The sequence below is a fragment of the Paenibacillus sp. F024 genome, from assembly GCF_057814255.1.
The window spans coordinates 671,436-685,964 of record NZ_JBVASZ010000001.1 but is presented as its reverse complement, the minus strand read 5'-3'; the positions used below and the strand labels follow the sequence as shown (position 1 = coordinate 685,964).

Genomic DNA, 14,529 nt, shown 5'->3' with positions numbered 1-14,529 from the left:
AAAAAGGATGGACTGGAGTTCGTTCCTGGCTTTCCGGATCGAGCAGATGCCCTTCGTGTTTTTGGTGCTGCTGATCGCTTTTACCGTGCATGAATTTTCTCATGCTTATTTTGCCGACAGGTTCGGTGACCCGACTCCTCGGGCCATGGGGCGGCTAACGTTCAATCCGCGCGTGCATATAGATTGGCTTGGCATGATTCTTTTTCTCCTTGTAGGGATTGGATGGGCCAAGCCGGTGCTCGTGAACCGGAGTCACTTTACATATCCGAGAAGAATGGGCATCATCGTATCTTTTGCCGGACCCTTCAGCAACCTGGTGCTCGGATTTATCAGCTTGATCATCCTGTACACCGTGCATCATTTTAATCTGTTGGCCGGGATGTCATCGGGCATCAGTATGGCGGTCAATCTCTTTTTGACGCTGATGGTCACGCAAAACGTGTTTTTGTTCATTCTGAACCTGATTCCTTTTCCGCCGCTGGATGGATACCGCATTCTGGAGGATCTGCTGCCGCGCCGTATTTTGGTGAAAGTAAAGCCGTATGAGCAGTGGCTGTTCTTCGCCATTCTGCTGATGTTCTTCATTGAACCGCTTCGCAGGGTGACGCTTGGGCCAATCTTCGCGCTGCAGGAGCCGATTACAGGGATACTTTCCACTATCGTTCGTCTCTTATTCGGAGTCTAACCTCGGTTGAAGAACCGTAAAGCACAGGGCCTAAGGGATTTGCTGGCTGTACTGGTGTTTACGGCAAAAAAGGTGTAAGATGAAGGTTGACCGTTTTTACTTTATGTATGAGCGGTCAGACTTATTTACGCGGAAGTGGCGGTTTAACATGCAAAGATATTTCATTCAGCCGGAACAGTTTACGGACGAGACCGTAACGATAGCCGGTGACGACGCACACCACTTGACCCGGGTGATGCGGGCGAAGCCGGGAGATACATGTATTGTGAGCGACGGAATAAGCCGCGAAGCCTTGGTCAGGCTGCAAGCGGTCGATGCTCAGCAGGTGATTGCCGATGTAATCGAAAGGCTGCCGATGGATAACGAGCCTGCCGTCGATGTTTGGGTGGCGCAAAGCCTCCCCAAAGGCGACAAGATGGAGCTCGTCATTCAGAAGGGGACGGAGATCGGAGCGTCGCGGTTTATCCCCTTTGTTTCCGGGCGTACCGTCATTCAATTGGACAGCAAGAAGGAAGGGAAGCGCCTAGAGCGGTGGCAGAAGATCGCGAAGGAAGCGGCGGAGCAGGCTCACCGCAACCGCGTGCCTGCCGTAGACCCGGTGCTTTCTTGGAAGGAGCTGCTGCGGCTGGCCCAAGAAGCCGATATGGCATGGATTTGCTATGAGAAGCAAAGCGGCCGGGAGCTTCGGGCACAGATCCGAAAGGCGATCTTATCGCATAAATCGGAGAACAAACGACCCAAGCTTCTGCTCATGATCGGGCCGGAAGGCGGATTTAGCGAGCGGGAAGCGGAAGAGGCGGAGGCGGCGGGCTGCCGTGCCGTCAGCTTGGGCAAACGCATATTAAGGACGGAGACGGCCGCGATGGTCGGGCTCACGTGTATTTTATATGAAGCCGGAGAGATGGGAGGAGAAGAGTAACATGGCGACAGTCGCTTTTCACACACTGGGCTGCAAAGTCAACTTTTACGATACGGAAGCGATCTGGCAGCTGTTTAAGCAGGAAGGATACGATCAGGTCGATTTCGAATCGACGGCAGACGTATATGTCATTAACAGTTGTACGGTTACGAATACAGGAGATAAAAAAAGCCGGCAAATGATCCGGCGCGCGATCCGCAGAAATCCGGAGGCGATTGTGGCGGTAACGGGCTGCTACGCTCAAACTTCGCCAGCGGAAATCATGGCGATTCCGGGAGTCGATCTGGTGATCGGGACCCAGGACCGCGACAAAATTATGCCCTATGTAAAGCAAATCGAGCAGGAGCGCCAGCCGATTAATGCCGTACGAAACATCATGAAAACCCGTACGTTCGAGGAGCTCGACGTGCCGGACTTTGCCGACCGCACACGTGCTTTTCTCAAAATTCAAGAGGGCTGCAATAACTTTTGCACCTTCTGTATCATTCCATGGTCGCGCGGTCTGATGCGCAGCCGCGAGCCTCAAAGCGTGCTGCAGCAGGCCCGCATGCTGGTGGATGCAGGATATCAGGAAATCGTGCTTACGGGCATTCATACCGGAGGCTACGGCGAGGACATGGAGGATTACAGCCTGGCTAAGCTGCTTTGGGATTTGGACAAGGTGGAGGGCTTGAAGCGCATTCGCATCAGCTCCATCGAAGCGAGCCAAATTACCGATGAAGTGCTGGAGGTCCTGCAAAAATCGGACAAAATGTGCCGTCACCTCCACATTCCGCTGCAGGCCGGAGATAATGACGTGCTGGCGCGGATGCGCAGAAAATATACGACGGAACAGTTCGCTCAAAAAATTGAGCACATTCACCGCATCATGCCTGGGGTTGCGATCACAACGGATGTTATCGTAGGCTTCCCGGGTGAAACCGAAGAGATGTTCCGCAACGGACACCGTTTTATGGAACAGATGAAGTTCTCGGAAATGCACGTGTTTCCATACTCCAAACGGACCGGTACGCCGGCCGCCCGTATGGAGGATCAAGTCGACGAGGAAATCAAAAACGCACGGGTGCATGAGCTTATCGATTTGTCCGAGCGCATGCAGCTGGATTACGCCAAGCAATTTGTCGGCCAAGTGCTGGAGGTTATTCCCGAGCGCGACTACAAAGGGCAGCCGGGCAGCGGCCTGATCATGGGCTATTCGGACAATTACCTTCAGCTCGTCTTCGAAGGCAGCGAGGATTGGATCGGTCAGATATGCCATGTGAAGGTGACCGAAGCCGGTGTGAACGAGTGCCGCGGCCAAATCGTACGCGCGCCGGAGACCGTGTCTGTAAGCTCGTCCGCCAGAAAAACGGCAGGCAGCAGCAGTGCTGAGGCCATCCCGGGACAAGCGGCAAAGGCGATTGTATAAAAAAAGGGAGAGGATTTCGTTGGGCGGCATGCTCCGATGAAGTCCTTTCCATTTCTTTTTATTTGGAAAGGGTGAGATCGATGAAGGAGATTTCGGCTGGAGGCGTCGTGTTCCGCAGAATCGGGGATGACCTGAAGGTACAAATGATTCAAGACCGCTACGGTAAAATTACGCTCCCGAAGGGAAAAATGGAACCGGGAGAGACGATTGAGCAGACGGCTCTGCGTGAAATTGCAGAGGAAACGGGGATCATCGGAACGATTGTGCAGCCGCTGGAGAAGATTGCCTACCAATTTACGTTGTCCGGCGTAGGCGTAGTGGATAAAGAGGTGCACTACTATTTGGTAGAGGCGACGGGTGGAACGCTGCAGGCTCAAGTGGAGGAAATTCGCGGAGTGGAGTGGCTCGAGCCTCTTGAGGCTTGGCAGCAGCAGACACATTCGGGATACGGAAATAACGATTCGGTTCTCCAAAAAGCGCTGAAAGCGCTGGGATACGAGGTGGGCTAAATGAGCCGGTTTCATGTGAAAGAGCTGCCTTCTTACATTGATCATACGCTGCTTAAGGCCGAAGCGGACCGAGAGGCGATTCAAAAGCTCTGCGAAGAGGCAAAGCAGTACGGGTTTTACAGTGTGTGCGTGAATGGCGTCTGGGTACCGGTCTGCCGCGAGCTGCTGCAGAATACGGCAGTAAAAATCAGTGCGGTGTGCGGGTTTCCCCTAGGGGCCGGCATTAGCTCGGTAAAGGCCTTTGAAGCCGCTAAAGCCGCAGAACAGGGTGCCGATGAAATCGATATGGTGCTGCCAATCGGAAAACTGCTGCAAGGCGATTACGACGCAGTCCGTGACGATATTCGAGCCGTCGTGAAGGCCGTAGAAGGAAAAGCGATCATCAAAGTGATTTTCGAAACGGGCGTGCTGTCGGATGAGCAAAAAACGGCTGCCTGCCGTCTGTCCGAGGAAGCGGGAGCCCATTATGTCAAAACGTCGACGGGTTTTGGCAAAGGCGGAGCTACGGTGGAAGACGTGGCGCTCATGCGCCGCAGCGTTTCTCCATCCATCGGAGTAAAGGCGTCCGGCGGCATTCGCGATCTGGAAACGGCGATCAAGATGATTGAAGCCGGAGCAACCCGGCTTGGGACGAGCTCAGGAGTTGCATTGGTGTCAGGGCTTGCGGGCTCATCATCCTATTAATCATTTTGGAGGCTTAAGCTATGGCAATGATTTATTTGCAGAAAAAAAGAAAAAAACGGCTTGAGGAGGGCCATCCTTGGGTCTTCCGTTCAGAAATCGAACGGGTGGAAGGGGAGAGCGTTCCGGGCCGGCTTGCTTCGATACATACGCATACCGGCCAGTTCCTCGCGGCCGGCTACTACAATCCGGCTTCGCAGATTGCGGTCCGGGTTGTTTCTTATGAACCGCTGGAGGAGATGAGCAGGGAGTTCTTTGTCCGCTGTTTGCAGCAGTGCAAGGAACACCGCGAGCGGTTCCTTCCGGATGCGCGCAGCTATCGTCTGGTTTATGGAGAAGCCGATTTGCTGCCGGGATTAATCGTCGATAAATTTGAGGATGTACTGGTTGTCCAGATCCTGACGCTGGGGATGGAAGAGGCCAAGGACGCCTTGATCGCCGCTTTGATCGAAGTGATGAGTCCGGCCGGCATATACGAGCGCAGCGATGTGCCGGTACGGGAGTTGGAGGGTCTCACCCAGCGCAAGGGGCTCCTTTACGGCGAATGTCCACGGCATGTGACCATCAGAGAGAACGGCCTGCTGCTTGAGGTCGATATCGAACAGGGCCAGAAGACGGGGTATTTCTTCGATCAGCGGGAAAATCGGGCGGCGTTGGCTCCGTTAATGAAGGGCTGGGGTAAACGAAGCGGAATCGAGCTACGGGAAAAGGTGCTCGATGACGGAACAGTGAAGCGGGTTCCCGTGAATAAAAGCGGAGCCGAGGTAACGTTTCCGTATTGGGACGGCGCAACGGTTCTGGAGTGCTTCTCTCATACGGGAAGCTTCACGTTGAATGCGTGCGCGTACGGGGCGAAGAAGGTGACCTGTCTGGATATATCGGAGCATGCGGTGGAGACGGCCAAGCGGAATGTTGAGCTGAACGGGTTTACGGACCGAGTCGAATTTGTGGTGGCCGATGCGTTCGATTATTTGCGTGAGCAATCCCGCGGACTTGACCTTCGGCAGGAACGGGCCCGGGCGGACCGGAGGAAGGTGGATACCTCCGTTCCTCTGGCGAATAAAGGAAGAACGTGGGACGTCGTTATCCTCGATCCCCCGGCCTTCGCCAAATCGAGAAGCGCCGTGGAAGGAGCGGTCCGAGGCTATAAAGATATCAACCTGCACGGAATGAAACTGGTGAATGAGGGCGGTTATTTGGTAACAGCCAGCTGTTCATACCATATGAAACCGGAGCTGTTTCTGGAGACGGTGCATGCCGCGGCGGTGGATGCCGGCAAAACGCTCCGTTTAATCGAATACCGCAGCGCGGGGAAGGATCATCCGCGAATTTTGGGCGTTGACGAAGGAAATTATTTGAAATTCGCCATTTTTGAAGTGCGGAGCAGACGATAACCGAATACAATGTTATGCAGCGATATGGGGATGCCGTTAAACGAGGAGAGGTGTCGGGCATTGGGAAGCATGCGTTTGGATGAAGCGATTCGGGGGCGAAGGAGTATCGGGCGGGTAAAGCAGGATCCGGTTTCCCGGGAACACATTGAAGAGGTGCTGGAGTCGGGAAACTGGGCGCCAAGCCATCACGGAACCGAGCCGTGGCGTTTTTTTGTCATGACGGGAAAAGGGAGGCAAATCCTGGCGGAAGCTTATGCCGATATTGCGTCAGATGCTGCGGAGCATATGACGGAGGAGGAGCTGCAGGTCTTGAGGTCGAAACAAGCGGCCAAAGCGTTTCGCGCACCGATCGTGTTCGCTGTGGCGGTATCGCCCTCGGAGGCTAAAGGTGTGATCAGAATCGAAGAATTTGCCGCAGCGCATGCCGCGGTGCAAAATATGCTGTTGACGGCGCATGGTTTAGGACTTGGAGCGATTTGGCGCTCCGGCGAGCCGGTGTATCACCCCCGAATGAAGCAGGCTTTTAAACTGAGCGAGAAGGAAGAAATGGTGGGGCTTCTTTATATGGGGATTCCGGATATGCCGCAGCCGGAAGGCAAACGGCGGCCGGCGGCGGACAAAACGGTCTGGATGACGGATTAACTTGAGATGCTGTACAATAACAGTAGGCGATATCCCATGCGGATATCGCTTTTTTACGGCGCAGGGACTCATTGGACACAAAAAAACCTGTTCATTCCTGGAAGGGAACGAACAGGGCATCAGCCTGCACAACCTGAAACCATCATATCACCTCTTTATTCATACGTGAAACGGATGATGGAGCATCGCTTATTCGATGTCGGTGATTCCATGCTTGGCTAATAATTGATAGGACTCTTCTCTTACTTCAATGAAATAATCGATAAAAGAATTTAGAAATTTAATCATGGGTTTGAACCTCCTTATTTTTTATGGCGAGCTTCTTAATCGTGATCTGCTAAATGATGTTTGTCTAACAAGCGGTAAGTTTCGGATTTAACCTCTGCCAAATAGTCGATAAACGAAGTGATGAATTTAATCATTTGAACCGACCTCCCTGTCAATATTGTATTTTTATTATCGCTCCCGCCGACGCATTTTGACAAAGGCGATATCCTTTCATGAAAGCGACAATCATTGGCAATGAAATCCAATGAAAACGTAAGTCATAGGATATGATCTTATGATTTTGCGGTTTTACGCTGGTTTTCATTGCCAACCGTATATTTCAAGGGCCTCTGATGACTGCAGGTTCAATAGATGGCCATATTCAGAACGTTTGTTCCTGATTTTTTGAAAATGTGTTATAATGACCAAAACCTACCTTTTCCCAACGCATGCGGGTTTTTGGTAGAATAATAGAGTTAAAGGAAATGATACGGAACGGAGGAAGCGATTATGGGGTTTCGGTTTGTGCTTGGACGTGCCGGCAGCGGGAAAACGACGTTTTGTCTGAACGAAATCAAACAAAGGCTCATGGATAATCCGGAGGGACGTCCGTTGATTTGGCTTGTGCCGGAGCAGGCGACGTTTCAGGCGGAGTATGCGCTAATATCCGCGCCTGAACTGGGAGGTACGCTTCGGGCCCAGGTACTCAGCTTTCGCCGTTTGGCCTGGCGGGTCATGCAGGAGGTTGGGGGGACGGCCCGTCTTCCGATAGATGAAACCGGGAAGAAGCTGCTGCTTCACCGTATTATACATAGAAATAAGGATCGTTTGCGCCGGTTTCACGCTTCGGCGGATCAAATCGGCTTTTTGGACAATTTGAATCAATTATTCAGTGAATTCAAGAGATATTGTGTCACATCTGATGGGCTCAGCGGGTTTTATTCGGAGCGTTTCGGTTCCCCGGACGGCCCAAGCGGCTCCTTGGAGGACAAGCTGCACGATCTGCAGCTGATTTATGCCGATTTTGAGTCGGAGCTGTCGAAGCTTTACCTGGACGGGGAGGATTATTTGACCTTGCTGGCCCGGCAGCTCGGCGAATCGGATTACGTACGCGGTGCAGAATGCTGGGTGGACGGATTTCACGGTTTTACGCCTCAGGAGTTCGCTGTACTGGAGCAGCTTTCGCAGCAAGCGGGGAATGTGACGCTTACGCTGTGCCTCCCCCGGCCGTATGTTCATGGGGAAGGACTGCACGAGCTGGAGCTGTTCCATCCGACGGCACGCACGATGCTGGAGCTGCAGGAGCGGCTGCAGCAGCAGGCTGTCGATGTAACGGAACGTATTGTGCTGCCGGATACCCCTGCCATCCGCTTTCGGCACAATCCGATGCTTGCTTATCTGGAAGCGCACTGGGGGGATAGGGTCAAGAAGCCGTTTTCCGGGAAGGGGGAAGAGCTTAAAAGCTCAGCTTCGTCTGTCCGGATCTCCGCAGCGGTCAGCCGCAGGGCGGAGGTCGAGGGGGCGGCCCGCGATATTGTGAGGCTTGTGCGGGACCAAGGCTTGCGTTGGCGCGATATCGCGGTTTCCGTACGCAATGTTGAAGCTTACGGGGATATATTGGCCGGAACATTCAGAGACTACGGCATCCCGCATTTCTTTGATCAGAAGCGTTCTGTGCTGCATCATCCGCTTGTGGAACTGATTCGTTCCGCACTGGAGACAGCGCTCAATCATTGGAAATACGATGCTGTGTTTCGCTGCGTCAAAACCGGGCTATTCCTTCCGTTTGCGGAAGAAACGGGCCGGCAGGGTGCCAAGATACGGATCGATCGTCTTGCCATGGATCAGTTGGAAAACTATGTGCTGGCTTTTGGTATTCAAGGCTCCAAATGGACGGATGAGAAAGATTGGACTTATTCCTATAGAACGAGCCTGGAGCAGGATGATGTGGAAGCCCGTGCCGAAGACGAAGCCTTTTTAACGAAAATCAATGCCTGCCGACGGGCTGTGGCGGGGCCGCTCAGCGAGCTGCAAAAGAAGCTGCGTGAGAACAGCACGGTACAAGACCGCGTTAAAGCGGTATACGAGCTTCTCGTCAGGCTTCAAGTGCCGGAGCGCCTGGAAGCGTGGAGCCAGGCATCGCTCCAGCGGGGAGAGCCGGAAAAGGCGCGGGAGCATGCGCAGGTTTGGGAAAGGATTATGGATATGTTTGATCAGCTGGTAGAGCTGATGGGTGAGCAGTCCACATCCCTTGCACTGTTCGCTGAATTGATCCAAACCGGTTTTGAGAGCATCAAGCTCGGACTTGTTCCTCCGACACTTGATCAGGTATTGATCGGGTCGATGGACAGAACCCGTTCCGGCCGGGTGAAGCACATGTTTGTGCTTGGAGTGAATGAAGGCGTTATGCCTGCCAAAATTACGGAAAGCGGCGTGCTGACGGAAGCGGAGCGGGAACGGCTCGGTGCCGCCGGCCTTCAGACCGCTGAAGGCAGCCGCAGACGGCTGCTTGATGAATCGTTCTTGATTTATTGCGCTTTCTGCACGCCGTCGGACGGATTATGGCTTAGTTATACTTTGGCCGATGAAGAAGGAAAATCGCTGCTTCCTTCCGATGTTATCCGGCAAATCAGGCGGCTGTTCCCGCAAATCAGGGAGCGGCTGCTGTTGAATGCTCCGGCTCCGGATGCGCCCTCTACCGAACAATTGGAATATATAGCGCATCCCGACAAAGCGCTGTCTCAGCTGGTTGTGCAATTAAAGCAATGGATGCAAGGCGCTCCGATGAGCGGAGTCTGGTGGTCTGTGTACAATTGGTTTGCCCGGCAGCCGGAATTCGGAGAAAAGCTTCCGCGGATGATTCAGTCGCTGCTTTATACGAACAAAGCGACGGCTTTAAGCGACCCGACGAGCAGGCAGCTGTACGGAGAGCATATTGAAACCAGCGTGTCGCGGATGGAACGGTTTGTCGCCTGTCCGTTTTCACAATTTGCATCCCATGGCTTACGGCTGAAGGAACGCCGCATATTCCGCCTGGAAGCGCCCGACGTAGGCCAATTATTTCATGCGGCTTTGAGCAAGTTTGCCGAGCAAGTGGAGATGGAGGGGGTCGATTGGGGAGGATTGACAGCCCGCGAGAGCGAAGAGCGCGCCGCGCTCGTCGTCGATGCGCTTGCCCCCAGACTGCAAGGGGAAATTCTCCTCAGCTCCAAAAGATATCTGTATATTGCCCGCAAGCTGAAGCAGGTGGTCGGCCGGGCCGCTTTGATGCTGGGAGAACATGCCAAACGCGGACAATTTCGTCCGATCGGGCTTGAAATCGGCTTTGGAAGCGGGCAGCCGATCCCTCCGCTGCTCTACGAGCTGGATAATGGAGTTCGCATGGAGCTGCGCGGCAGGATTGACAGGATTGACCGGGCTGAAACGGATCAGGGGACGCTGCTGAGGGTTATTGATTACAAATCAAGCGCCAAAATGCTGAACATGGCCGAAGTGTATTATGGCCTTTCCCTGCAAATGCTCACTTACTTGGATGTCATTCTGACGCATGCTCCGATATGGCTGGGGAAAGAGGCGGAGCCTGCGGGCGTCCTTTATTTTCATGTACACAACCCGCTGCTGAATGCCAAAAACGGACTGACGGCAGAACAAATCGATAAAGAGTTGAAAAAGCGTTTCAAAATGAAAGGACTGCTCCGTGCCGATCCTGAGGTTATCAAGCTGATGGACAACAGTCTGATCGGGGCAAGCGGGCATTCCGAGCTGCTGCCGGCAGCGCTCAAAACAGACGGGAGCTTCTACAAAACGTCCTCCGTTGCGTCGGAGGAGCAGTGGCAAACGGCCAGGAGCTATATTCGACGGACGATTCGCGATATCGGCACTTCGATGACGGACGGACGAATTGATATAGAGCCTTACCGCATGGGGCAGTCCACCGCCTGCAGCAGCTGCGCCTTCCGGTCGGTTTGCCAGTTCGATCCGCAGCTGGAAGGCAACGATTATAAGCTGCTGCCGCCGCTCGGCAAGGATCTGGTGTGGGAGCTGATGGAAAAACAAACGAAGAAGCATTCGGAAAAACAGCGTTTTCGACCGTCAGCGTCCCGAACCGCAAGGCTTGCCGCTATGGAGGCTGCCGCATCAGCGGAAGACGAAGAGGACTCCGCTGCAGCAAATGAGCTGACTTCCGCACCCGGAAGCAATGATAACGATGGAGGCGAGACCCGATGACTGTAACGATTCCGAAGCCTGAGGGCAGCACGTGGACGGATGATCAATGGAACGCCATTTCCGTTCGCGGTCATTCCATCCTGGTGGCGGCTGCAGCCGGTTCGGGCAAAACGGCTGTACTGGTGGAGCGGATTATCCGTCGCATTTCCGATGAGAGAGATCCGATTGACGTGGACCGGCTGCTCGTTGCTACATTTACCAAGGCGGCGGCTGCGGAGATGCGTCACCGCATCAGCGAAGCATTGGAAAAAGCGCTTGAAGCCAATCCGGATTCCGATCATCTTCGGCGCCAGCTGGCGCTCATACCGAAGGCGTCGATCACGACGCTGCATTCCTTTTGCATGGAAGTCATTCAAAAGCATTATCAGCTTATCGGATTGGACCCCGGGTTTCGTATCGCCAACGAAACGGAAAGCGCGCTGCTGCGCCAAGACCTGCTGGAGGAGCTGCTGGAGGAGCGATATGGGGACGCCGAAGAAGACGGTCCTTTCTGGCGTCTGGCCGATGCGTTCAGCTCGGATAAAAGCGATGATGCGCTGTTTCAGCTGGTGCAGCGGCTGTATGACGATTCCCGCAGCCATCCGTGGCCGGAGCATTGGCTTGAAGAAAGTGTTGAAAGATTTGAACGGTGCTCCGTGTCAGAGCATAATCCGTGGGTGCCGAGCTTGCTGGCTTATATTCGCTTGGAGCTGCAGGGTATCGAAGCCCTGCTAAGGGATGCCGTACGTACGGCGGAGGCCCCCTCCGGTCCCGAGCCGTATTTGGCCAATTTACATGAGGATTTAAGGGTGATCCAAACCTTGCTTGAGGAGGCGGACAGTTCATCCTGGGAAAGTCTTTACCAAGCGTTTCAGGCGGCCGGGTTCGGGAAACTCAAGGCATGCAAAGGAGATCAGTATGATAAAGAGCTGCAGGAGCAGGTCAAAGAGCTTCGCAATGAAGCCAAGCAAAGACTGGGAGATGTGAAGGAGGAACTGTTCGCCCGGACTCCGGAGCAATATAACGAGGAACTGAGACTGATGGCCCCGCTGATGAGGACGCTCGCCGACTTGGTGATCGAGTTTGGTCATCGTTACCAAAAAGCCAAGCTGGACAAAGGTCTTGTCGATTTCGCCGATCTGGAGCATTATTGTCTGCGCATCCTGAGCTCGGATCAATCCGCTCCGGGATCTCCGGCGCCTTCACAGGCCGCATTGGAATACCGGGAGCAGTTCGTCGAAGCGCTGCTTGACGAATATCAGGATACCAACCGCGTGCAGGAGGCGATCGTCGAGCTGATTTCGCAGGAGGCTCCGGGCAACCGGTTTATGGTCGGGGACGTGAAGCAAAGCATTGTGCGCCCATAAGGCGCATCAGTTTTCCCCGTTAAGCCGGGGGGCTTCAAGGGTATCGAAGCCATGTCACCCAACTTATCCAAAGGGGAAACCCGATGGGGAGTGTAGCATGTTGGGAAAGTCGCAAGTTGACGAGCTAACACGTCACGACTGAGCGGCGAGACATAAAGATAAGTACAAGGATGAAAGCTAAACTGCTTAAAGTCTAGTCTTAGCGGGGCCATGTTTCCCGGCAGGAAAGTTAGCTGCTACCTGACCTCAGCGCGATTGACAGCGGATAAATCGAACGCTGTCAGACACTTCGAACAGATAAATGCTATAATTCGAGGTGATACCCAAGCTTCTCAAGCGCTGGCGCACACCTGGATAGGTGGAACGGACGAAAGGACCATCCGACAACTTATCGTGCTTGGACTGATGTGACTAAATGGGGATTACCTAAGTGGCTATATCCGGTAGAGGATTGAATATCCCATATGGTAACGGAGTCTCCGTAGTAGTCCGAGATAGGGAAAGCCTGTCACATGGCGAAGGGAGACAGCTTGTTGGTATAAAATTTGCGGAAAGGAGCGCAAGGCTCCATGAATTCTAGCGAAACTTTATACCTATTGACCAAGATATCCAGTGAGAAGCCTGATTACGTGTTTGAACGGGTTTATCGTCACTTCTACAACTCTGACTTCTATCTTCGAGCCTACGATAACCTCTATGCCAACGACGGCAGCGGAACGGCAGGTATCGACGGAGAAACAGCTGACAGGTTCAGCATAGAGAAAGTCAGATCTCTTATAGAAATGATGAAAGATGAATCGTATCAGCCGCAACCTGTACGAAGGGTTTATATTCCGAAGAAGAACGAACAAAAACGTCCTCTCGGTATACCAACCTTCACGGACAGAATCATTCAGGAAATATGCCGAATGGTTCTTGATGCGATCTACGAACCCACTTTCGAGGATTTCAGTCACGGTTTCAGACCGAATCGCAGCTGTCACACTGCCTTACACGAAGCAAAGGTTAACTTCAAAGGTGCAACATGGTTTATTGAAGGTGACATCAAAGGTTACTTTGACAACATCTCCCACCATAAACTCATTGCGCTGCTTGAGAAGAAAATCAACGATGCGAAGTTTATTCGACTCATTTGGAAGTTTTTAAGGGCAGGATACTTGGAAGATTGGAAGCACTACGGCACTTACAGCGGTACCCCGCAAGGCGGTATCGTGAGCCCGGTGCTTGCAAATATCTACCTTGATCATTTCGATAAATGGTTTAACGCCTACAAAAATAAATTCGATCAGGGGTCTCCGAAATCCAAAACGGTGTCAAGGCTATACAAGACATTGGATATGCGGATTGTACGAGCGAAACGGAAGCTTGAAGCCGCAGCGGACTCGAACACTGAAGAGAATCTGAGAGAATTTATCAAAGAGCAAACCGAAATTCGAAACCAAACCCCTTATTACGCTTTCCAAAACTCGGAGTTTAAGCGCATCAAATGCATTCGCTATGCCGACGACTTCGTGGTCGCGGTCTGGGGCAGCAAGGAACAATGCGAAACAATTAAGAACGATATCAAAGAGCTTATGGCAAACGAACTGGAGATCGAGCTATCGGAAGAAAAGACACTGATCACTCACTCAACAGAGGGTGCCAAATTTCTCGGGCATATCATCAAGGTCAGGGACGACTGGAATTTCCGAAAAGACAAAAACGGCGTGAAAAAGAGAGTGTACAACGGATGCGTTGAACTCTACATGCCGGATGATACGGTCAGGAACTTTATCACGAAATACAAGATGGTAAAGGACATTAACGCCAAACAATGGAGAATGCTTCATAATCCATCCATCATCAACCATCCCGATATCGAAATTGTCGCACTGTATAACGCCCGCCTACGTGGACTTTATAACTTCTACAAAATGGCGGTCAACGTGAACAGGTACATGTGGCAATTAAGATATGTCATGGAATATAGTTGCTTAGCGACTCTCGCTAACAAATATAAATCCAGCATTGTCAAGATCAAGCAGAAATTCAAGGTGGATAAGCACTGGGGAATTCCTTACGAGGATAAGAAAGGGCAGACCAAAATCCTCTACTTCTACAAGGATGGGTTTACAAGGTCTAACACTCCTTATAAACTGGCTGACCCGGATCTGCATCCGAACCTCATGCCATTTTTCAATAACCCGACAAGCTTGCTCGATCGGCTGAGAGCCGGTCAATGCGAACTGTGCGGCACCAACGATTTCAGGCTTAACTACGAGGTTCATCATGTCAACATGCTGAAGAACCTTAAAGGCAAAGAAAAATGGGAAAAAGTGATGATAGGAAAGAATAGGAAGACACTCATTGTTTGTCAGGAATGTCACGAGAAAATCCATCACGGTGAATAGGTATCTTTGGTCGAAATGACAAGTGGAGAGCCGTATACTTGGAGACAAGTACGTACGGTTC

9 protein-coding genes and 1 pseudogene are annotated in these 14,529 nt (G+C 52.5%); all 10 read left to right on the top strand.

The genetic code is table 11. The features are described from left to right. Positions 1-7 precede the first annotated feature (7 nt). The 10 genes and pseudogenes from ACZYR9_RS03385 to ACZYR9_RS03340 all read left to right on the top strand — a co-directional run bounded on the left by ACZYR9_RS03385 (position 8) and on the right by ACZYR9_RS03340 (position 14,468). Entirely contained in the window at positions 8-685 is a 678-nt protein-coding gene (locus ACZYR9_RS03385) for a site-2 protease family protein (protein WP_488977024.1), read from the top strand. Positions 686-833: 148 nt separating this feature from the next. After that, positions 834-1,604, top strand: coding sequence for a 16S rRNA (uracil(1498)-N(3))-methyltransferase (locus ACZYR9_RS03380; RefSeq protein WP_488977023.1), 771 nt, complete (start codon positions 834-836; stop codon positions 1,602-1,604). A 1-nt stretch (position 1,605) separates the two neighbouring features. Continuing rightward, the gene (mtaB, locus tag ACZYR9_RS03375; RefSeq protein WP_488977022.1) at positions 1,606-3,012 is read left to right on the top strand and encodes a tRNA (N(6)-L-threonylcarbamoyladenosine(37)-C(2))-methylthiotransferase MtaB; all 1,407 of its coding nucleotides are present in this window, start codon (positions 1,606-1,608) and stop codon (positions 3,010-3,012) included. A gap of 80 nt (positions 3,013-3,092) precedes the next feature. Further along, positions 3,093-3,521 carry an NUDIX hydrolase gene (locus tag ACZYR9_RS03370; RefSeq protein ID WP_488977021.1) on the top strand — a complete coding sequence of 143 codons (429 nt, stop codon included), beginning with the start codon at positions 3,093-3,095 and terminating at the stop codon, positions 3,519-3,521. After that, positions 3,522-4,205 carry a deoxyribose-phosphate aldolase gene (deoC, locus tag ACZYR9_RS03365; protein ID WP_488977020.1) on the top strand — a complete coding sequence of 228 codons (684 nt, stop codon included), beginning with the start codon at positions 3,522-3,524 and terminating at the stop codon, positions 4,203-4,205. A gap of 20 nt (positions 4,206-4,225) precedes the next feature. Then, the gene (locus tag ACZYR9_RS03360; RefSeq protein WP_488977019.1) at positions 4,226-5,596 is read left to right on the top strand and encodes a class I SAM-dependent rRNA methyltransferase; all 1,371 of its coding nucleotides are present in this window, start codon (positions 4,226-4,228) and stop codon (positions 5,594-5,596) included. 69 nt (positions 5,597-5,665) lie between these two features. Further along, positions 5,666-6,238, top strand: coding sequence for a nitroreductase family protein (locus ACZYR9_RS03355; protein ID WP_488977142.1), 573 nt, complete (start codon positions 5,666-5,668; stop codon positions 6,236-6,238). A gap of 777 nt (positions 6,239-7,015) precedes the next feature. Further along, complete coding sequence (gene addB, locus ACZYR9_RS03350; RefSeq protein WP_488977018.1) at positions 7,016-10,732, top strand: helicase-exonuclease AddAB subunit AddB; 3,717 nt, start codon at positions 7,016-7,018, stop codon at positions 10,730-10,732. Beyond that, a pseudogene (locus ACZYR9_RS03345) lies at positions 10,729-12,072 on the top strand (UvrD-helicase domain-containing protein); the annotation flags it as partial. The gene addB and the pseudogene ACZYR9_RS03345, both read left to right, overlap by 4 nt. 575 nt (positions 12,073-12,647) lie before the next feature. Continuing rightward, positions 12,648-14,468 (top strand): reverse transcriptase domain-containing protein, encoded by a 1,821-nt coding sequence (locus tag ACZYR9_RS03340; protein ID WP_488977017.1) that lies wholly within the window; start codon positions 12,648-12,650, stop codon positions 14,466-14,468. Positions 14,469-14,529: the final 61 nt, after the last annotated feature.